The organism is Variovorax sp. GrIS 2.14, from assembly GCF_046115955.1.
GTDB lineage: Bacteria > Pseudomonadota > Gammaproteobacteria > Burkholderiales > Burkholderiaceae_C > Variovorax.
The window spans coordinates 1-21,317 of record NZ_JBJXIA010000002.1; the positions used below are offsets into that span (position 1 = coordinate 1).

Annotated in this window: 10 protein-coding genes; 1 reads left to right on the plus strand and 9 read right to left on the minus strand. The window is 63.7% G+C overall.

Annotation, left to right across the window (positions count from 1 at the left end; translation table 11 throughout):
* Positions 1-191 precede the first annotated feature (191 nt).
* On the plus strand, positions 192-1,022 hold the full coding sequence (locus RCH10_RS03725; protein ID WP_409051338.1) for a hypothetical protein: 831 nt from the start codon (positions 192-194) through the stop codon (positions 1,020-1,022).
* A gap of 253 nt (positions 1,023-1,275) precedes the next feature.
* Here RCH10_RS03725 and RCH10_RS03730 read toward each other — a convergent pair whose 3' ends face one another.
* From RCH10_RS03730 to RCH10_RS03770, 9 genes are all read right to left on the minus strand, one after another.
* Positions 1,276-1,806 carry a DUF2514 family protein gene (locus RCH10_RS03730; RefSeq protein ID WP_409051339.1) on the minus strand — a complete coding sequence of 177 codons (531 nt, stop codon included), beginning with the start codon at positions 1,804-1,806 and terminating at the stop codon, positions 1,276-1,278.
* Positions 1,803-2,312, minus strand: a complete 510-nt coding sequence (locus tag RCH10_RS03735; protein WP_409051340.1) for a glycoside hydrolase family protein — start codon at positions 2,310-2,312, stop codon at positions 1,803-1,805. The genes RCH10_RS03730 and RCH10_RS03735 overlap by 4 nt, the downstream gene beginning before the upstream one ends.
* Positions 2,309-2,578, minus strand: a complete 270-nt coding sequence (locus RCH10_RS03740; protein WP_409051341.1) for a holin — start codon at positions 2,576-2,578, stop codon at positions 2,309-2,311. The genes RCH10_RS03735 and RCH10_RS03740 overlap by 4 nt, the downstream gene beginning before the upstream one ends.
* A 138-nt stretch (positions 2,579-2,716) precedes the next feature.
* Positions 2,717-2,851: a hypothetical protein gene (locus tag RCH10_RS03745; protein WP_409051342.1), complete on the minus strand. Its 135-nt coding sequence runs from the start codon at positions 2,849-2,851 to the stop codon at positions 2,717-2,719.
* Entirely contained in the window at positions 2,848-16,053 is a 13,206-nt protein-coding gene (locus RCH10_RS03750) for a PLxRFG domain-containing protein (protein WP_409051343.1), read from the minus strand. Before RCH10_RS03750 ends, RCH10_RS03745 begins: the two co-directional genes overlap by 4 nt.
* Positions 16,054-16,065: 12 nt before the next feature.
* Positions 16,066-18,333: a transglycosylase SLT domain-containing protein gene (locus RCH10_RS03755; protein WP_409051344.1), complete on the minus strand. Its 2,268-nt coding sequence runs from the start codon at positions 18,331-18,333 to the stop codon at positions 16,066-16,068.
* A gap of 1 nt (position 18,334) precedes the next feature.
* Positions 18,335-19,750 carry a methyltransferase domain-containing protein gene (locus RCH10_RS03760; RefSeq protein WP_409051345.1) on the minus strand — a complete coding sequence of 472 codons (1,416 nt, stop codon included), beginning with the start codon at positions 19,748-19,750 and terminating at the stop codon, positions 18,335-18,337.
* On the minus strand, positions 19,747-20,607 hold the full coding sequence (locus RCH10_RS03765) for a hypothetical protein (RefSeq protein WP_409051346.1): 861 nt from the start codon (positions 20,605-20,607) through the stop codon (positions 19,747-19,749). The genes RCH10_RS03760 and RCH10_RS03765 overlap by 4 nt, the downstream gene beginning before the upstream one ends.
* Positions 20,591-21,238, minus strand: coding sequence for a GCN5 family acetyltransferase (locus RCH10_RS03770; protein WP_409051347.1), 648 nt, complete (start codon positions 21,236-21,238; stop codon positions 20,591-20,593). The genes RCH10_RS03765 and RCH10_RS03770 overlap by 17 nt, the downstream gene beginning before the upstream one ends.
* Between the last annotated feature and the right edge of the window lie 79 nt (positions 21,239-21,317).

Below are 21,317 nucleotides of genomic sequence, written 5' to 3' on the forward strand. Positions count from 1 at the left end.
ATTCAACGCCAGTGCCGCGGTAACCGACGAAGCGGCACCTGGAGTCGAACATCGGCCGGCCGCTCACGCGGAACTGCTGGCGCTGGCCACTGACCGACCACAGACTACCGCAACGCCTCGGCGCCAAGTGGAACTCGGTCCAGGTGATCTATGGGAAGCATGTCGGACGACTAGCCTGTGTCCTTGCATCTATGTTCGATCTAGTGCTCCTGCCCTATCAAGGTGATGGCTTGCTGATCGCCGGAACACGGAGTAGACCCTCGCTGGCAAGTCAAAATGCGGGAACTTCTAAGTTTGGTGCCCACAGAATGCGCTTTGTCCCCGATTGGTCAATACAACTTGCATGGTGGGCATCTGGCATCTTTGCTACCGGAGCAGCTTGGTATTTCATATCCACCAAGGACTTTACGTCCGCCGCGTACTCGGTCTTTTTCGCCATCGTGTTCGCCGGAATCGCGATTTTTCTGCATCTAAAGAAGGACGCTTTCGTCGCAGCGCTCATACCCAATGAACTGAAAAGCGCTGTTCCTGCGGACTACGTAAGAAGAAGTGCGGAGATTGAAGCACAGGTTCGCCTTGTTCGTCATCTGCCCGAGATGAGGGCTACTGCTTGTCTGTCGTCGAGTCAGGGATGGCATTCTGGGGTCACCTTAGACATGCGCGAAGCGAACTACGACATGATCGATGTTTTGGAGTTTGCTTGGCTGAGGCTCGCCGAGTTCTATCCAAGAAACCACTTTGGTACTCCGAACGCCCGTGACTACATTGAGACCTATATCCGCGCTCGCTTCGCATTTCATTGGGCGAAGCATGAGCCGGCGGGCCCCGGCTCAGGAGGGACCATTACTAGCGTGCTGACCGGTGGCGATGTCATCCGCGATCTAGAGCGACTCGTCGAAGAAACGATGCAATCGCTCTTCTTCGACAACCAACACCTTGACCTTGAAGATTGGCTACGACGCTGGCAAGCAGTTGGAAGTGCCTGTGCTCCAACTATTGGCCCCGCTGTCGTCAAAGTTTGATCGGGGCTGCTTCGGTCAGACTGGCACGTTCCGATTTGACCTATCGCAAGCCCGTCGCCACTCCTACTCACCGCGTATTCACCGACCGCCGTAAGTGGTCGATCCTCGAGAAGAACGCGTCCCTTGCGGAGCTGGCCCCATTCGTCTGAACAGATTCCGAATCTTTTTAAGTGAATCCTGCGAGGTCAGGCTATCTCGACCAAAGCTGCTTGATCAATTCCCGGCAAAAAATTCGGCGAGTATGGTCAGACGGTTAAGGACTCAGGGCGTCGTAGCTGCGCTCGCAGGCCCGCCCTGCGATACCTCTGGCGTCAGCGATCTCAGCCAGTCTTTGCGCTCGGAGGTCACACCGCCCAAGCACGTCGGCAAGCACTCCGATGGCGCCAGAGGCTGACGCGCCGCTGGGGAGAGGGGTTCGATCTTCGCTCGCTCTACGGGCGGCGGCTGAATAGGCGGCAATACGGCCGAGCAGCCGCTGACGATCAGCGACAGCAGTAGCCAATTCAGTTGTTTTGACATCGGTTTCTTTTGCGGCGTCATTGAGTGCCTTTCGTTGTTCGCCAACCCGGCGAGCCTCTTCAGCGCGCTCCCCGTGCTCGGCAATGCGTGCCGATTCGGCCGCGGTTGTTTTGTAATTGGCGAGGTCGAGCCGGGCTTCGGCAACAACGGCTCGAGCCCCGCTTATCTGTACGGCGCGCACGCCCAGCAGCGCCAAGGCGCCCGCCAGTAACAACGCCCACAGGAAGCCCGGCATCACGTCGAAGAGCCCCAGGAAAGCTTTCATTCCGCGGCCAAGCACTTCTTGTGGCGGGCAAGCTGGCGATCCCATACGCCCGGGCATCGGTGGTTTCCCGGCGTCGAGCAGTCGAAGCCGGCTGCCTTGCGGAAAGCCAGCAGCGCATCGCACGCGGCCCGATATTCGCTCACCAGCAGCTTCTTGCGCATGGTCGACGTGCGCCAGTTCCCAATGCCGTACTGACCGATGAAGTCAACGTAGACGTCGTATTCGTCCTGCCACAACGTCACGCCCGGGATGGTTTCGGCGAAGCGTTGTTCGTCCTGGCGCATCAGGTTTCGGGCAAGCTGTTCGGCCCGCGGGCGGGTGATCGTGTCGCCCATCTTGACGGGCGAACCGTCCTCGTATTTGGTCGACCCCAAGCCGAGCGTCGGCACATCGCCCTTGGTCGGAATCATGGCCTTAGGCTCGAAGCCTTCTGACTGGTTCCACACGCCCAGGCCGGCAGCGGAGACTGTCAGCAGCAGGACAGCGATGCGCCTCCGGGTACTCATTCGTCCTGCTCTTCGGGCTTGATGCCCACGGGCGCGGTGTCGATCGCCATCTTGCGCATGCGCAAAACATGCTCGGCGTGCTCGCGCTTGTCGGTGCGGTACTTGAAGTACAGATTGACCAGCAGGCCGATCACGCCCAGCGTGATGCCGAAGAGCACGCCGAACTGTGAAGACGCGAGCCAAGCCAGCAACGTGGTGCCGGCGCCGGTGTAGGTGATCTTGCTGCCAGCAGCCGCAGCAGCAGCTTCAATGGCTTCGCGGTTCATGCGGAAACCCCGCGGCGATGGCGGGGTGCATTGACGGTTACGGACGTCGCCGTGGATTGGGTGAGCATCGAAGTTCCTTGTGAGAACCGCGAGCCCCGTGTGTGTGGCCCCGATTAGGCCGCCCGCACGCCCCTCAGATCAAGGGGGGTTGCGCCGGCGCGACCAGTAGAGGAAGGCGCCAAGGCCCGCCAATGCCGCGCAGAACAGGTAGCCGTTGGCGCTGACGGCCACCAGCACGCTGACCAGAATCGTGATGCCTGCGAATGTGCTCAATTTTTACCCTCTTTAAGCTGTGCTTTCGCCTCTGCCCGAATGGCCTTAGGCGCAGCTTTGGCGGCGCGTGTTGCACGGTCCTGACGCATAGCCATGACGCGGCGCCGCACGGCAGCCATGTCGATGGTCATTGGTGAGTGGGGGTTTTTGCGGTTCCACTCGGCGACGTCGTGCCGCACCGCTTTCTGAGCCTCAAAGTCTTTGTCGTTCACGGCCTGCGCCATGTCCGCGGCAAATTCACTCTTGGCCAAGGTATTTTGCGCGCGGAAATTCTGAACGGCGTAGGCGCGCGACGATTCTTCCGCCACGTCGTTGGGCTGGAAACCGATCAGCTTGCCGATGCCGTCGGCGGTGCTGACGTTCATCACCTTGCGGCCCTTGGTGTCCTTGTACTCGCCATCGAGCAGCATTTCGACGCCCTTGCGCAAGTTCTCGGAGGCCTTCGGGCTCATGGTCATCGCGCCCAGGATCGGATGCCCGTCAAGCGCCTGCCCGGCGCCGGTGTACGCGCGGCTCACGAGATCCGCCATCGGGCCTGCGATCTCGGTCACGTCGCGCATGTGGTCGGCCTTATGCACCATCAAGCCGGTGCCCGGGATGAGGTTGCCCATGCCCAGCCGTCCGGACACGTCGATCGGTGCGCCTGGAAGGCCCGACACACCGCGCTCCACGAAGTCGGCCGCGCCTGCGCCCAGCGTATTGATGAGGAATTGCTTGCGCACTTGCTTGGTCGACCAGCTGTAGCCGAGCGATTGCATGATGCCGTCGAGGATGTCTTCGGCGTCACTGGCGAACGGCAAGCCGCCCACACCCGACAGCAGCATGAGCATCGCCAGTGACCACAGAGCGGCCTTCTTGCCCTCTGGCCCGCCCTGCGTGGCCATGCGGTGCAAAAGCTCCGTGTAGCTGATGCTGTACTGCTTGAACGTGAAAACGATGCCGCCGACGGCGCCGCGCGCCCACTGCGGTTTGTTGCCCTTGTTGTAGACGAACTGAGTGTCGTTGATCGCCTTCACAGCGAAGGCCACGGGGTCGCCCATGCCATGAGCAACGGCCGTGCGGTAGGCGGCGATGAACGTCACGCGGCGATTGAACTGCTCGGCGATGCTGAAGGGCTTGCCCCAAGCCAGTCCGACCTTTGATGCAAGGTTCTGCACGCTGGCGATCGCATCGCCCTTGAGAGTGCCGTCGCCACTCTTGAGCGAGCCCTGCCCACGGGCTTGGGCCATCAACTGATGCACTTCCTGCGGCGCCACGATACCTTCGTCCTCGGCGTGCTTCAGCGCCTTGTCGAGCACCGCGTCTCCGGTGGTCTTCGCCATCACGTCGCGCACCGCGCGCTGCATGTTGGCTGCCGACTTGGCCATGCCGCCGTACTGCGAGAGGTAAGGCATCGTCACCGCGAAAGGCTGCGTCATGTTCACCAGCGCCGATGCGATCGAACCGCCGATGTACTGGCTGAAGAGCAGTCCGCGGATTTTTTGAGCTTCCTCCTGCGGGTTGCGCACGTAGTCGGTCAGGTTGATTGCCATGTCTTTCAACTGGCCTTGCTCCTTCGGGATTGCGGCGGTGGCTTCGGTGATTTCGCCCTGGTGCAGATTCTGCGAAGTGAGGCGAGCGTTAGAGTAGATGAAGCCGGCCAGCACGCGCCCGGCGTCCTCGTTGAAGCCGGCGATGCCCTTGCGCTCGATGAGGCGCTTCATGGCCGATCGGTTGCTCTTCGCCAGCTTCAGGTACGACTGGAACATCTGCGCCTGCGGGCTGTTGCCATCGCCCTCGAGGCCGACCATCTGGCCGAACAGTTCGAGAGTTTCCGGGGTGATGCCGTTGAAGAGCTTGTAACTCTGCTCGCTGTTGGTCCCCATGGTGAACTTGCCTTGCGGGTAGAGCTTGCGCATTTCCCGCACCTTGGCGCCGCGCTCGGTCTTGCCCTCGTACATGCCGAAGAAGAGCCGATTGCCCGCGGCGTCCACGATATCGAGCGTGTATTGCCCGTAACGCGACAGCGGCGCATAGCCCCGGTCGATGAGCGACTGGATCTTGTCGCTCTTCTCGATCATGGAGTTGGCGGTGTCCAGCATGTCGGCCGACTCAGGATGCGGCACACGGGCCGGGTCGAGCGCCAGTGCGAGCCGAGTCTTCGCCTTGATGCGCAGTGCAGCCGCGCGGCCGGCGCGTTGGCTGTTGAAGGCCTGTGTGATTTCGGCCATGCCGTCCTGCGCCTGCCTTGCCTGCTTCATCAGGCGATCGGCCGCGGTGGTGGCGCCAGCCAGTCCCAGTTCACGCGCCTCGTCGGACAGGCGCTTCCACTCGGCCTTCAGGTCGGTCATCTTCTGCGTGTCTTCTTGTGGCGTCGTGTCGGCGGCAATCGCGTCGGCCTTGACCATCATGGCCGCGGCTTCGGCGCGAATCTCGCCCTTCAGCTTGTCGGTCATCGTGGCGGCGGGCTGGTGTCCCTCGGCCAAGCCGTTGAGGAAGTCGCGCAGCAGGATGCCCGCGGCGCGTGCGCTGCCGGCGTTCAGTGCCTGCTCACGGATGGCCGGGGTCAGGCGCTTGCCACCGAAGCGAATCATTTCCGCAATGCCCATCTGATTGAGCGACTTCGTGCTGGCAGCATGAAACTCACGGTAGAGGGCGATGTGCCGCGGGGTTGAGCCAAATTCCTTGACCAGTTCGGCGTCGGTGAACACCGCGCCCTCTTTCAGAAACTCGGCGTCGAAACGGTTGTTGATGGCGCCTTCGTAGGTGCCGATCTGGCTGGCCTTCCACGTCTTCAGTTCGGCCGCGCTGATGATGTTCTTGCGCAGCAACATCTGGCCTTTCTCGTCCGTCGACAGCTTGGCGTACTGCGCCTCGAGGTCGGCGTGCTTCACCAGCTTTCCCGCTCCGTCGCGGGTGTAGGTCAGCGTGCCCTCGAACACCGCGCGACTCATGCCCTTGACGTCGGCGTGCGACAGCGCCGACTTCTTCAGGTCGCGCAGGCTGTCGAGCTTCGGCAGGATGCTCGGCGCGAGATCCGCCGCTTGGGTGGCGTAGTAGCTGACGTCTTGCAGGAAGGTCTGCACGCCGTCGTAGACGCGCCTGAAAGCGGGTTGGCGCTGCGCGAGGTCGTGCATGGTGCCGACCGACTTGTGCCACCACGAAACCACGCCCGGCGACTTGAACAGGTCATTGGCGAGGTCGGATGCTTTCGCTCGATAGTCGCGGGTGTCGTTCACACCGTCGACTGCATACGGTGCGCTTTCTTCCGCGAGATAGCGCCCCTTCACGCGGGGAGCGGTGCCGCCCACCACGCCGGATTTGCGCAGCGACTCGCCGACCGCTGGTTGCGCGTCGGTCAGTATCCCTGCCTTGATGGCAGCGACGATGGGTGCCGAATTCATGTCGGCATTCGAGCCGACGGCGAACACCTTTTCGGAACCTGAGTTGCGTATCAAGCGCCGCACGGTGCCCGCCAAATACGGGTAGCTGCGCCCCAGGATCGACGACGGCGCTTCCGAAAGCACGCGCACCGCGCCGCCCGAATCGGTGCCGACCAGCGTGATCCATCCCGGCTTTTGCATCGACTTGGCTGCCACTGCGAGGTCGAGCGTTCCGAGCAGCTTGACGCCGAGCACAGCAGCCGGCTTACTCGCTTGCAGCAGTTGGTCCGGGCCCAATTCGTGCATCTTGACCTCGGACTTCGCCGAGCCGTTACGGCGCAGATTGATGACCGAATACTTGTTGCTGTTGATGATGACGTGGGCAAGCATGCCGGGCACATCACGGGCAAGGTTCTCGGTCACGCGCAAGTCGGGGTCACTCGCCGTCGGATCGCCCGTCGGGTGGTTGTGAAGGAGGTAGTAGCTGTCTGCGCCGGTCGCCATCATCTGCTCGTTGAGCAGGTTCATGTAGCCGTCGTAGTCCCAGCCCTGCGGCACCAGTGGCGTGTAACCCGGCATGCGGGCCGACACACCAGTCGAGTGAACGATGGTGCCGTCTTTGACAAAAAACAGGCGGGTGGTTTCGTACCGCGGATCGCGGTAGACCTGCGCGAGCGCGGCTAGGTCGTCGGCACTTTGGACTGTTTGCCCGATGAGTGCTTGACTTCCAGCACGCTCGATGCGATCGGCGATTCCCAATGCAGTGACGACTGCTCTACGTTGTACGGCGCCACCAGACCCCCGCACAGATGGTGCGGCGGAAGAATCGGCTGCCGCAAAGTCGCTTGCGGTGCCGTCGTCAGGTTGGCCGGGCGGTGCGTTGAAGTCATCGCTTGAATCGTACCCGGTGGACTTGGCCTCTGCAACTGCGTCATTTCCCATGGCGGGCCGATTGGCAGCCGGTGCGGTAGGCACGGGCTTCATCGCATCGGTGATCTGCTTGGCTTCCTCTGACATCGAGGGCAAGGCGTAGAGCGCGCCCTTCTTCATCAGCACCTCGAGGGCGGCTTTCGCCTCGGCGCCGTCCAAGGTGGTTGCCTTCATCTGGCCCCCGGACGTCACGAAGTCGTCACCGATTGCGGCGATGAGCGGCTGGTCGAGGAAATACTTGCCCCCCTTCAGCTTGCTCTTCGGCACGCTGATGGTGATGCCGCTACCTCCGAACGGGGTCACGCGCACCACTTGATCGCGGGTCGTGATGCCAAACCGCTCAATATCCTTGTGCGTCGACCGGTGCAGGAACGCCACGGCCTCGGCCGGCGTTGCAAGCCGGTGGTCGCCCTTGGTGTTGGCCTCGAAGGTGAACGTCTTGGGCAGCAGGATGCCCTGCTCTGTCGTGCCGTCGGCCTTCGTGAAGCTGATGATGGTGCCGCGGGCGCCGTCAATCTCGCCATACGCGGCCAGCAGGTTGCCGGTCACGATCTTGGCGACTTCGCGCTGGTCGGCCGGGCCTTCCTTGAACAACTGCTCGATCGTGAAGCCGCGCTGGATGTTCGACACCTGGATGGTGGCGAACTGCGAGGCCGGCACCGTCACGCTGCGCAGCGCACCGTTCACAGCGATCGTCACCTGAATCTTGCTCATGGCGAACGGGTTGCCCGTGGTCTTGTGCGTAGTGCGCAGGTTCGTGACCACGGCGTTGAAGCTGTCGCCGTTGATATCGACGCGGAATTTCTCGCCGATGGCGTGTTCTGCGATGAAGGACGCGGTGTTGTCGCGCGAGGTCATCACGAGCGAGCGTTGGTCCTCGGGCACCGATGGCAGCCAAGCCTGGAACTGCTCTTGCGCACGAGCCAGCATTGCGGCGGCGTGCGCCTTGCCGGTCTTGCCCTCGAGGTGTTCGTCTATCGCCTCGGTGATCTGCACTGGCGTCATCGGCTTGCCCTGAGCCTTGATGGAGTACTCCCCGTAGATTGCGTCTTCGCCGAAGGGCGTCGTGTGGTCCTCACCGGCGAACAAGACTTGCGTTTTCACTTCCTTGGCGTCGAAGTCGAAGGTGCGCGGCTCGAGGTCGTTCTGGTTGGTCTTGTTGAGGTAGTCGATCAGCGCGAGGTACTGGGTTTCGACTTCCTCATAGAAGGCCGTTTGCACCTTGATGGGTTGGAGCGCCAGGCGGCCAGTGGCCTTGCGTGCGACGTCCTCCATCGGGCCGCTGTCGGTCATAGGGCCGTTGATGCCCAGTTCCATTGACAGCATGATGTTCTCGGCGAGGTACTGCCCGACGATCTGGTCGCCATATTTGTTGAGCATGTCGGCCGACTTGATCGACGTCGCCGACTCGGTGTTGCTCGAGGTGTTGGCGTTGAGCCCCTTCATCTTTTTTGACAGCAGGGCCGTAGGGCGCTTTTCCGTCGGCAGGTCGGCACTAAGCAGGGAGTAGGCCGGCAGAGCGACCTGACCCGTGCGGTGGATGCGGCCGAGCATCTGCATGACGATGTTGATATCACCCGCAGGCTGCGCCACGATCATGAAGCGGGGGCGCTGGTCGGTGAATTTCTCGCTGGCGTGCAGGCTGATGCCCGTCGAGCCGGCCACGTTCAGGATGAGCGCGTCGAGCTTTCCGCTGTTGAAAAGCCGCGTCGTTCGCACTTTGTCTTTCTGTTCCAGCGGGTCAACTTGCGACAGCACCGGCGCGGCGCCGTTTGAGTAATCGACGCTGCGATTGCGGCCCGTGATTTCCGCGACCGTGTAGCCAGCGGCGGTGAGGGCCTGCCGCATGTGGTCGATCGGCGAGACAGGGATATCGAGGTCGAGCGCGTCAATGATCGCCTCGGCGTCGTTGTAGGCCTTGGCGGTCAGGCCGTCGAGTTGCGAGCGCGGAATGAGGCGCTTCACCTTGTCGCCTTGTGCGTTCTGCTCGGTGATGAAGAGCGTCCGGGCCAGTGCGCGGGACAGCACGGTGCGGTAGTCGAAGTCGCCCAGGGTGCCGCCGAGCGCGATGCCGTTGGCGTCGGCGTACTCATTGAGGAATGAGCCCATGGTGTTCTCCACGGCAATGATCGGCTTCTTGCCGGCCTTTAGTTGCTCGATGGCACTCTCGGCCGCGGCCTGCGCCTTCATGCCCAGCAGCATCTGCTTCACGAAGTTATGTACCACGCTCGAAAACTCGGTGTGGTCGACGCTGGCCTCGGCCTGATTGCCCGCGTTGTCGAGCACGCGGGCGCCCTCTGCCGCCAGCTGCTCCTTCATCGCCTTGACGAAGACGGAGTGGAACAGGCGGTCGGCGGTGACGATCGCGCGCAGAGCCTGCGTCGTGCGGTCGCTCATTTCCTCGTGGTGCGCCTTGTTCGCGGTGTCGGTCACGCTGGCGATGCTCACGCCGTCGTAGCTGCGCTCGCGCCGGAACATCTGCCCGGCCTTCACCAGATTGTTGGAGACGACCGTTTGCAGCGGCAAGCCGCCCGCGGCCATCGCGTTCATGAGCCCGTTGTCGTCGGAAGCTGCCTGCCCCATGTCCGTCTTGAAATAGAGCGGCATGTTGTCGGGGCGCTTGGCGTAGGTGGCGCTCAGGTAGGTCACGCCCTTGGCGAGATCCAGCAGGCCGCGCATGAAGTTGCCGGTGTTCGACTCTCCACCGGCGTTGTGGCTCTCGTCCAGGATGAACACTGCATTGGGTGCAATCGCGGTCAGGGCGCCGCGCTGGGTGTTCTCCACGTTGATCTGCGAGTAGGTCATGAAGACGGCGTTGGCGCCGTTCGGCAACCCGTGGCCATCGCGGATCAGCTCGAGTCGTTTCTTGTGGCCTGTGGGTTTGTTGGCGAACAGTTTCTCGCCACTGGCGCCGGCGATCGACGCATCGCTGTTGAGGATGAACGGGGCGATATCGTGGCTGCCGATGTCGGCGAGGTCGCCGTGCATGTCGGTGAAGAGCGATGGCTTCACGCTCACGAAAACGGGCGTGTAGCCCTTCTTCAGCGCCCAGCGGATGATGCCCGCGGCCTGCCGGCCTTTGCCGATGCCGGTCTGGTCGGCAATGATGACCGCCTTCCCCTTGTCCATCTGGTAGATGGCGCTGGCAACGCTGTCGACCTGAAGGCCCATGAAGGCCTGATGCAGTTCGTCGGTGCTCTTGTAGCCAAGCTCGCGTGCGGCGTAGTCGTCAATGTCGCCGACGGCATCCTCGAGGCGGGAAAGCGCGTCCTGCATCGGGTCGCGCATGTTCACCGGGATAAGCACGCCTTCGTCTTTGCGCGCGCTGCGCGCCACGTAGGTGGCTTGAAACTGGTTTTCGGCCGTGCTTAGGGCAGCAGTTCCAGCAGTTCCCGCAGGCTTGTTTCCGGCTGGTCGGTCAGGCTTCCCGACTGGCTCCACTCGATTTGCGCCAATAGGCTCTGCGCCGAGTCGCTGTTCGTCAGCGCTTCCCCCCACTGGGACTCCGGTACGTCCTCCGCTATCTGCCACAGGTTTGGTGCTTCCTCCTGCGACATTTCCAGCGCCGACCGTGCCTCCTGCGGGTCCGCGTCGATCATTCCCTGAAGGTGCAGCGACAGCAGGCGCCGGTACAGGCTTGGCGCCGGCTTCGACTGCGCTGGCACGGCCAGTGCTGCCGCTTGCGACTCGGACAGGCTCTTGCCCTGCGGCTGCCAGAAACTTTGTGTATTGCTCATAGACCTTCTCCCAGGTGTCGGCGCGCTCGATGGTGCCAGCGATCGGTGCCGTGCGCGTCGATGCTGCCCGGCCATTGATGATGATGACCCGCACCGGCCAGCTTGCGCCTTGCCGGGTGTAGAGATCCCCTTCTACTTCGAACTGGCCCGTCACGTTGTAGTGCGAGTAGAGCCAATTGTGAAAGATCAGATCGTCGTTCGACATCTGACCCGTGATCTTGTTGGCGCCCAGGATGAGCACAGCGCGGCCGTCGTCGTCCATGGCGGCGAGCGCCCGGGCTGCAATCAGGTGGTCGATCTGGCCGATGTTGTAGCCATCGACCTTGACCTTGATCGGCTTGCCTTCGGCGCCCTTGATGCTGCCGAAGGGCGGATTGGTGATGACGCGCTGCACCTTGACGCCGGGGAACCCGTCGACCGCATCGCGCCCCGTCACATCGAAGCCTTGGTCGGACAGAAGCGCCTGACGGGCTGGATCCAGTTCGTTGACCACTGCGCGGCCGATCGACGCGCGCATCAGCAGCATGCCGGTGCCGCCAGTCGGTTCGAGCACGCTGTCGCCCTTCTTGATGCCCGCCAGTTCAGAGGCGAGGAAGGCGAGCGGCGCCGGCGTGCTGTACGCCTGATTCGCCACGCTGGTGCTGGTGCGCACGTTCAGCAGCGGCTGCGACTTGTAGATCCGCAGCAGGCTTGCAAACGTGCTGGCCGGGCCTTCATTCTTCGCAGCGATGGCTCGCGCGGTTGTGGCGATGGCTGCTTCCAATGCCTCCTGCGCCTGCTTCATGCGCGCCGGCGTGGCGGGCGCCTTGTCGAAGGCCTCCACCACTTTCTTCAGCGCAATGTTGTCCTTGGGCATGCCGCCCGCTTTGATCGCGTCGTACAAGTGCCCCGACAGGGTTTGATTAGAAGCCGCGGGAGCCACGGGAACCGCCGCCGCCTCGGCCTTGGCCTTCATGTCGAAGCCATCGACTTCGGCCTCGGTGCTCATTTCCTTCTTGAACGACACCGCCCGGGCGTCGTGCTTGAGCGCCATGTAGAAGCTTTGCAGGTACGGCTTGATGCCGTCGCCCATGTCCCCCACCATGGCCTTGACGAATGCGCCGAAGGTGCGCGCGCCGGCCTCGATGTGATACCCGGCGAGGGTGATGCCGTCTTGCAGCAACTCCGGGTCGATACCGGAATTGAGGCGCCCCAGCTTGGCCTTCATGCGAGCGCGCGCAGCGGCTGCCATGTCGGCCGTGAAGATCGTATTGCCTGCACCGTGAGACGGTGCAGGGGCGGCGGGTTCATCGAAGATCCCGCCCTGGCCCTGCGATGCGCCCACATCGGCGGCGGGGTCGCTCCCAGTGAGGGTGAAGTCGCCGACGGCCGCGTCAGCGTCCAGCTTGTCGGCAGTGGCTTTCTTGGCGTCGGCCGCGGCTTTGATGCCCGCGGCTTCGCGCTCCTGCTTGGCGCTTACTTCTGCGGGACTAGGGCTGGATAGCCCGGCGCCGGCGCTGTCAGCGACGGTATCGGTCCCGGTGCTTCGTTGCGTTCGATCGCTTCCCGAAGCATTTGCAGGCGCCGCGCCGGCGTCACCTTGCTTAATTTGACCAGCGCCCGGATTGCGGCTTTTCGTTCCTTCGGCTTCTGCGGCAAGGGCATCTTGAATCTCCTGTTCGCTGGCACCCATGGCGCGCAGCATCTGTTCGGTCGTCGCGTTGCTTACCGCGTCGAGCCATGGAATATCGCTGTCCTGTTCCAGTTCAGCGCGCGTTTCGGGCGCCAGTGCGTCGAGCGCAAGGGCGGCATCTTCTTCTGCTTCGCGGGCGGCGGCAAGGCGGTTCGCCATTTCGTCTTCGCCCACGCCCTCGGCGAATTGGGGAATGACGCGCTCCTTGCGGAACCACTTGTCGATGAGAGCTTCGAGCGCCGGCACATCGGGCTCGGTCAGGAAGCCGTCGGACACGGCAGCCTGCGCCAGCATGTCCAGATTGAGGCCGGTTTTGCGGAAGATGGTCGGGTAGCCCTGCACCATGGCCTTGCGCTGCTCAACGATGCCCGGTGCCCACTGCTTCACCAGCGACAGGTTGATGCCGTACAGGCCGAGAAAGGCGCCCATGGGGTTGTCTATCCATGCACGGGCTCGAGCGCGATCGCCTGCGGTGATCTTCCGCGCACGCGGGCCAGCGGCCTTCGGCGGTACCTTCGACACGGGCGCGGTGTCGGCAGCGAACTGCTTCACCAGCTTGGCCTTCACAACGTCGCCCAGGTCGGCCCAAGATTTGGTCGATATCAGGTCCATGCGCAGCTTGCCCAGGCCGAGTGAATTTAGAAGCTCCAAGCGCGCGGACTTGTTGCTGCGCGTCCAGTGGGCCTCGGGGCTGTCGTCGTTCCTCACGCGGGTCTTGACGCCGGCGCGCGCGCCAGCCGGCGAAGTGGTCAAGGTTTCCTTGACTACTGCGGGCGCAGCGGCCGTCGGCAGTTTGTAGCCTTGTCCGTCCTTGACGATGGTGCCCGCTTCCAGCAGGCGGTCGATGGCGGCTTGCTTGATGGGGTCCGGTAGTTCGTAGCCTTTGTTCTGCGGGTCGCCCAGGTTGCCCATGAGCCGGTTGTGGGTCAAACGGCCTTGGAACATGCCAAGCACCTTCGGGATTTGCTTGTCGAGATAGGCGTCTATGTCATGCGCCGGTGCGGCAACCGTCAAGGATTCCTTGACAGATGCCTTCGGCGCCACGGTGTCGAGCCATGCGAGCACCTTGTTGGCGATGGCCTTGTCGGCGGGCGTGGACGTGTGGCGGGCCTTGGCCTTCTCCGCACCCTGGCGGATGAAATCGGCGGCGGCAGCTACGGCCTCGTCGCGGGTCGCGTACATGCGGCCGGGCGTCTTCGTAGCCGGCGAGCTATGGCCCTCGGTCATCGTGTTGAAGCCATGGCCAGCAGAGAAACGCCCTTCGTGCTCGTGGACCTTGATGGTTGCGAATGGGCTGCCCTTCGGGCGCTTCGGGTCGGGTAGCTCGAGCGTTTCTTTCGGCTCGGCGCTACCGAAGTGCGATGCGTCGTGCGCGGTGCGCTCTTCCTGTTTGCCGGCCATTGAAAGCAATTCAGCCGCTTCGCCATCTTCGAGCCGCGTGTCCTTCTGTATCTGCTGCTGCATGCCGATCGGAACGGCCTTGCCGTCGTTGATCCACTTGGCGTAGCTGCCGTACTGCTCGCTCTTCAGTGGCGCTTTGGTATCGGCATCCACGCCCGATCGAGCCCCTGCAACACCGCTCCCGCTTCCCACAGTGCCTTTGCGGTCGGCGGCTTTGGCGGTGGCAACTTCAGGAATTGCAGGAGCGCCGCTCGGTCGCTGGCCTGCGTCTGGTACTTGATCTTGGGCATTGGTTTCTCCGGTGTTGCGGACGGCGAAGCCGCCTTCGACTGCGACGACTTCATGGCCGGGACCGGCATTGGCTGCCGCTTTCGTCGCGGCCAGCTTGATGGTGAAAGGCTTGCCCTTGCTGTTCAGAATGTCCGTCGACTGGTGCGCTGCACCGGCTTCGGGTGCGGCCTCGGCCTCGAGGGGGTCGGCAATCTGGAACGACAGCGACTGCTCGTGCGCGTCCATCGCGTTGTCGTAGGCGTCCTGGTCGGACTGGCTTGCATCGCCGTGCGTGAGGTCGGCTACAGGCGCAGGGAGAGTAGGCGGCGCCAGCGGGACACCGGGCTGGCTTTGATCGCCCGGAAGAGTGCTCGGGCCAGTGATCGCCGTGGCAGGGGGCACGCCTGCATCGCTCGGCGCTTCATTGATCGCAGGTTCATTGGTGGTGGTCGGGTTGATGGCTGCCGAAGCAGTGGCGAGTGGGCCGGTCGGCTTGATCTGCACATCGGTGACTTGGCCGGTGGCGGTGGCGGCTGCGCGGGCCAGTGCGCCGCGGGGTTGCTGGGGCAGGACAGGCAGACCGTCGACGGTCGCGCCCTTCTGGAAGATTTGACCTTCGCGGCCTTGCGAAGCGGCCATCGAGGCGTTGCGATCTCCCGCGGTGGTCGCCATGCCGTCCGGACCCACTTCGATGGTCGGCGATGGCAGGCCCAGCGGGGCAGCGGGCACGGGGGGGACGGCGGCGGGCGGCGTTGCAGCTGCTGCCGGTGCGGCGTGTCCACCGCTCATGACGTTGGCACCGCCGCCCATGGCAGCACCGGCGAGCAGGCCGAGCACGGCAGCATGGTCGACGCCCTGCTCGAGCGGCTTGCCGAGCGCCAGATTCTGCAAGACCTGTTCGCTGATCGACTGAGGAAGTTCCTCGAGGATGCCTTCAGACGCCATGCCTTCGAGCACACGCTTGACGATGCCTTTGGCTTTCACCGGGCTCTGCGTTGCGCCGATGAGCATCGTGTCGACGTCATGGATGCCGAGCGACTTGGCCACCTTGGCGCCGAGCACGCCGAATGCGGTCGTTGCCACGCCGGTAGCGACCGCAGCGGCGCCCTGTCCGAGCGTCAGCAAACCGTCGGGTGTCTCCTGGCGGATCTGCTCGGCCTGCGAGCCTGCGCCCACAACACCCTCGCCGATACCCGCCGCGCCAGTGGCGGCTGCGGTGCTGCGTGCGCCAGCCATGGCGGCTTCGCGTCCGGCCATCGGGCCTGCGGCGATCGCTGCCTGTTCGGCCTTGCCCACGCCACCAGCAACCATGCCGGCCAGCTTCGGAGCGCCGGCCATGACGCCGCGGCCGACCACGCCACCAGCGGCCATGCTGGGGAGGGATTCGACAACGCTGTGACCGATCACCGAAGGATTGCGCAGCGCGGCCATGGCGGTGTTGCCGAAGCCCTCGGCGTCGTTCACTTCCTTGAAGGCTGCCTTCTGCTTGTCGGAGTAGAGGTCGTCGAGCATCCCCTTGGCGTCTTTGGGCCGGAAGCCCACAGCCTCGGCTGCCTTGCCTGCATAGCCCATGGTCGGGATATCAAGCAAGCCCACCGCAGCTTCAGGCACGCCGATCGCGCCCTTGAGTGCCGAGATACCCACGTCGCCCGCGACACGCGACCACGAGCGTTCTGCCGGTGGCGGCACCGCGTCCTTGACACCGAGCGCCTTGGCAATCTCGGCCTTCTCCATGTCGGGGTAATAGACCTGATGGACAACGTTGACGACCTGCTGGTCATCGAGGTTCTTCCATTCGGGGTTCTGTGCGCGGACTTCGGTGATGTTCATTGGGATGACTGGTTAGCGGCCCGAAGCCACGATGGTCTTGGAGTCGCGCTGTGCTTTGAGTTTTTCGGATTGGAGATAGGAGGCCTGCGCGGCGTTGAACTTCTGCGTGTCGCCTTTCGCGGTCAGGTCGTCAGTGCGCGCCTTCCACGAAGCAACGTCGGCGCTCAGGCTGTCGCGCGTGCCGTGGTTCATTTCGCCGACCTGCTTTTTGTAGAGCGCGGTCATCGGGTCGGGCTCCTTGTCGGCGTATTGCTTCTCTTGGTCCTTGTGCAAGCTCTGCGCGTAGCGGGTTGCCGCCTCGGGCGAATCGAACTTGCCCAGGTGCAAGCCGGTACGCTTGTAGAGCGCTACCGCCTCGTCATCAGTTAGCACTTGGCCGTCCTGGCTGACCGTCGGGATGAGCACTTCTTTACCGTCATATTCCACGCTGATGGAGCGCACGGTGCTGACGCTGCCGTCCTTGTTCTGCGCCACAGGCCGGGCGTTGAGGTCGATGTTCCCCTGCGTCGTCATGCCGGCTGCCTTGGTCGGGCCGAAGTTCTTGTTGGGGTTCGTGATCGCGCCCTGGCGCGAAGCCATGGCCGGTGTGCTGCCCGCGATCGGCGGCGCGTCGGTAGCGCGTGATGCCATGCGCGCGGCGACCTGCTTGCCGTAGTCGATGGTCCCCGGGTTCCCCGGGTTCTTGCTGTCATAGGTCTGAACGCCCTTCGCAGCTTTCGCCATGCCGTTCGGACCACCGTAGTAATAGGCGCCGGCCAGCACCGGATCGCCACCGGACTTGTCCCACGCTTCCTTCGCGTAGCGAACACCGGCGCGGGCGTTGTGGTCCTTGTTGTTGATATCCCAGTCTTTGTCGGCCACGCCCTTGAAGGTGCCCGGGATGATCTGCATGCCGCCCACGGCGCCGCGGTTCGAGGTCGTGGTGTTGGTGCCGTCGCCCGACTCCTGCGTGTAGATGCTGCGCACGAAGTCAGCGGCGCGGCCGTCGACCTTCTCGGCGTCGAGCGCGCCGTTGATGGTGCTCAGGTCGGCACCGCTGGCGCGGCGTCCGCTTCCACCGGCGCTGCGCCCTTGCGGTGCGGCTGCGGCTGCCGGGACTGGCTTGCGAATGCCCAGTGGGTCCGGTGCCGCGCCGTCCTGGTGCGAGTAAGGCGCAAGGTGCTTGCCGATCTGCCCGTTGATGATGGCTTGGCGTTCCATCAGGTTCTTCGCACCCGGGGTCGTCGCATCCCACGAACCATCGGCTTGCGCCTTGTAAATGATGCCGTTGATCTGCTTGGCTTCTTCCTGCAAGCCGGCCACGGCCGTCTTGATGGCAGGCGGGATTTTGGAGTTGCGCTCGAGGTCTTTGAGCTCTAAGGCGCCTTTGGCAAGCGTCTGGTCGGCTTGCAGGCCGGCGCGCGTCGAAGCGGTCTGCGCAAGGGCGTGACTCTGGCCGAATTGCTCAACCTGCGTGTCGTGGCTCTGCTGGTGATTCTTCTGCGCGAGGTCGCGCGCCGTCTCTGCGTCCGTGTGCGCCATGCGCGCGGCTGGGTCAATGCTCTGGTCGAGCATCCACGCGGCCTGCGTGACGCCCTTCTGGTCGTTGGTGAAGGCGCCGATGCCTGGCACCGGCACCAGCGCGCCGTTGGGGCCGATGGACGAGTAGGTGACGGTCTTGCCGTCAGCGCTCGGCACCGCCTGTACCTTCATGCCCTTCATGGGCCCGGCTTCCGACTGGGACACGAAGTTCGCAATGCCCTCGTGGCCACTGCGCATCGCTACGCCCAGGCCACGCTTCCATTGCATGTCCCCAAGCTGGATCTTGGACAGTTCGGCAGCACGGCCGCTCTGCTCGATCGCCATCGACTTTTCGACGTCGCCATGCGCGCGGTAGGTCTTGGCCAACCGGGCGTTGACGGCCTCGGGCGCGTTCTGAACACCAGCGGCAGCCGTGGCGCTGGCTTGGTCGACGTAGGGCTTGCCGGCCACTGCGAAGCCTGCATCCTGCAACCCACCATTGGGCAGCGCCGCGTTCTCGGGCGAGCCCACGTCGCGGTTGTCCATCGTCTGCGGAATGATCTTGCCGTTGGCGCCTTGGTCTACTTCCACGTCGCGGCTGGCCTGCTTCAAATCGGCCTTCAGCGAGTCGGCTTCAGCGTTGTCCTTGCGCTCGCGCGCCCGCTTCTCGTCCTTGTAGGCCTTCTCGGTTTCGTACTCGTCGTTCTCGCGCGCCAAGCGCGAGCCCTTCATCCAGCCGTCGACACCAGCGGCCAGTGCAAATCCCCAACCTGCGCCCATATCAAGCTCCCGTTTCGTTCTTGAGCCACACGATCGACCGGGTAACTTCGGTCTGGATCACGGCCATCTGTTGAAGAAATTTCTCGTATGTTTCGGGGTGCTTGGCTTGGAGGAAGGCCGCGCGGCCCTCGTCCCACCAGCCGGTGCAACCCATGCAGTCGCTGCCGTGCGTCATGCCGCTGTCGTAGAAGCTGTGCGCGATGGGCAGCACGTGCGACTCGAGGTAGGTCATGACGTCGGCGGCGGTCCAGTCCTCGATCGGATAGAGCACCTCGAAGCCATCTGCCACGTCGCCACTGCGCAGCGGCGTCTGTGCGTATTCGTCGGTGCGTTGGCCCCGGACAAGCAGCGTGATGCCGTCGGCCTTCATGCGTGCGTGAAGCGGGAGCATCAGGTTGGTGCCGCAGCAATCGAAGCGGCCTTGCAGGCGCACGGTTAGCCCGGACAACATGCGGCCCACGGGCGTGTTGGCAGCCGGCACCAGATCGGTGGGCATGCCCTGCACCTCACGCGCAGCCGGTACGTTGGTGAAGACACGGTGCAACGGCAAACCCGCGGCGTTTAATTCGCGCTCCACTTCTTCCACGACTGCAATCGTCTCGGGGAAGTGGTCGCCGGTGTCCACGTGGTAGATCCGCATGAAAGCCCAGTAGGGGCGCATCAGGTAAAGCGCCGCGGTCGAGTCACGCCCACCGCTGAACTGGAAACCGACGTTGCCCGCATGCCGGTGCAGCGTGCGCAACGTGCCCTCGGGCAGCGACATGAAGCGCCAGATGGTCGGCACTACGCCGTTAAGCAAGCGGTCGGCCATCGGGTCGTTGTCGAGCAGGTCGCGCAGGCGCTCCACGCCCACGTCAGGCGCCACGGCCGCGTCGAGGATGAAACCGGCCTGTTTCGCCCAGGCTTCGATCGTCTCGGGTGCATGCACGCGCCCGCCAAGCGCCGCTTCAAACTCGTCGTTGTCGCCACTGAGGCGGGCCATGTCGTTGATGAGCAAAATCCCGCCCGGCTTCAGCACGCGGAAGGCTTCAGCCAGTGCCTTGGGCCAGTCGCCCGACTGACAGATGGCGTAGCTGAAGACCACGCAGTCGGCCACGTGCGCGGGCAGCGGCATCGCATGGAAGTCGGCCAGCAAGCGGTCGCAGTCGATTGGGCAGTGCTCGAGCTGCACCGCGCTGGTGTTGACCAGAAGGAATTGCAGGTCCGGGCGCGACTCACGCATGAGCTTCGCCATTTCGCCGACACCGCAGCCGGCGTCCAGCACCATCGCGTCTTGCGGAGGAATGAGCGCGGCCAGCAACACCGCCACGTGCTCGCGTTCGTCGGCGCCGAAAAGCGCGCCGTTGAACACACGCACTCCACGCGCGAGCGCGGCTTCGGTTTCGCTATCGACGGCAGCTTGGTCAATGAGGTTCATACGATGATGGCTGCCGCGGCCACGGTGGCGACTGCGCCGACGGCCGCGCCGGTGTTGGCCGACTTGGCGGCGGCTGCCGAAGAGTTGGCGGAATTGATGCCGCCGTAGCTGTTTGCAGCGCCCGCAAGGCCCTGCTGCGCGCCGGCGAATCCCTGTTGCATGACTTGGTTGCCCGACTGGCCCGCGGCGATGCCAGCGGCCGACGATGCGTTGGTGGCTGCCCCCGCCTGCAAGCCCAGCGCGGCGCTGGTGCCTTGGCTCGATGCGATGTTGCGGCCTAGGTTCGCGGCGTCCATGCGGCGCGCGTAGCCGATCGTCTCCACGGCCTTGCTGGCAGCGTTGCCAGCGCCGGCCTTAGCCTTGGCTGCGCTCACGTCCATCGACGCCTGCACAGCCATGGTCTTCCCGCTGGCGGGGTTGACGCCAGCGCGCTCCATTTCCCGCATGGTCGAGCCACGCTGCGCGGCGATCTGCTTTTCAACGTCGGAGACTGCCGCGTTCGATTCAGACTGGCGGCGCTCGGCCGTGTCGTAGTTGCTCGCGTCGTCAACGATCTTCGATTCGAGCGGGCGAAACTTCGTGTTGTAGTCGTCACTGGCGCGCTGGGTAATCTCCTGCTGCTGGCGCATTTGCGCGAGCGACGCTTCGGTGACTTCGGTGCCCAGGCGCTGCGCTTCGGCGCGGTCGGGCGCCTCGGCCGCATAAACGTCCTTGGCCCAGTCGAGTTGCTGCTGGCTCAATTCGGCCTGACGGTATGCCGTGTAGTTCGATGCCGCCTGCGAAGCGCCACCGCTACCGCCACCACCCATAACCCGATGCGCGCCTTGAGCGCGCTGCTTCTCACGCAACAGATCCATTGAAGTCTCCCGTGTGCCGCGTAGGCACGTCGGCGAACGAGTCGCCGTTGTGGGACTTCTTGACCCTCGTTGAAATAGCCCGATACCCAAGGAAGCGCGCCATGCGGTCGGCGCCGTTCTCAAGCCGGAAGTGGAATGTCGCTTCGCGCACGCCCAGCGCGAAGATGCAACGCTCGGCGTACTTCACCAGATTCAAGCCGAGCATACCCACTCTATGAGTGGGCTCTATATACAAAATATCGTCAGTGACAGACTTGCGCCGCGTGTCGCAGTCCTCGCCGATCAGAAGCCACACGCTGCCGAGCAGATTGGTCGCTTCGTCGCGTGCAGTGAAGATCACTTGAGTGCCTTCGCGCGACTGACGGATGAGGCGTGCCCAGTCGGTGCGGATAGGAGCGCCGTCGCCTGTCTCATAGAGGTAGTTGCTGCGCTGCTGGCGCAGGTCTTGCCCACCGTCCATCAGGCGCTCGCACTGGAACACGTACATGCCCTGGCGCTCGGGCGCGAACTGCCACGGGTCGATGCTCATGTCGTACAAGGTCACGGCTTCGCGGCCGATTTCCCGGGCGAGTTCAGGAGTCAGCAGTTCACCGATATGCCGCGCAAGAGCAACAGCCAGTTTTTCCCGCACGTATTGCCCTTTGTGTGATGCCCATTGCTTCGGGCTTCACGAGGGTAGGCGGCGCAAACACCTAATTCAAGGGGGGTCG

Bases quoted from the DNA above. Each gene is read 5' to 3' on its own strand.
- RCH10_RS03725 (WP_409051338.1), top strand. From the start codon at position 192: ATGTTCGATCTAGTGCTCCTGCCCTATCAAGGTGATGGCTTGCTGATC.
- RCH10_RS03730 (WP_409051339.1), bottom strand. From the start codon at position 1,806: ATGAAAGCTTTCCTGGGGCTCTTCGACGTGATGCCGGGCTTCCTGTGG.
- RCH10_RS03735 (WP_409051340.1), bottom strand. From the start codon at position 2,312: ATGAGTACCCGGAGGCGCATCGCTGTCCTGCTGCTGACAGTCTCCGCT.
- RCH10_RS03740 (WP_409051341.1), bottom strand. From the start codon at position 2,578: ATGAACCGCGAAGCCATTGAAGCTGCTGCTGCGGCTGCTGGCAGCAAG.
- RCH10_RS03750 (WP_409051343.1), bottom strand. From the start codon at position 16,053: ATGAACATCACCGAAGTCCGCGCACAGAACCCCGAATGGAAGAACCTC.
- RCH10_RS03755 (WP_409051344.1), bottom strand. From the start codon at position 18,333: ATGGGCGCAGGTTGGGGATTTGCACTGGCCGCTGGTGTCGACGGCTGG.
- RCH10_RS03760 (WP_409051345.1), bottom strand. From the start codon at position 19,750: ATGAACCTCATTGACCAAGCTGCCGTCGATAGCGAAACCGAAGCCGCG.
- RCH10_RS03765 (WP_409051346.1), bottom strand. From the start codon at position 20,607: ATGGATCTGTTGCGTGAGAAGCAGCGCGCTCAAGGCGCGCATCGGGTT.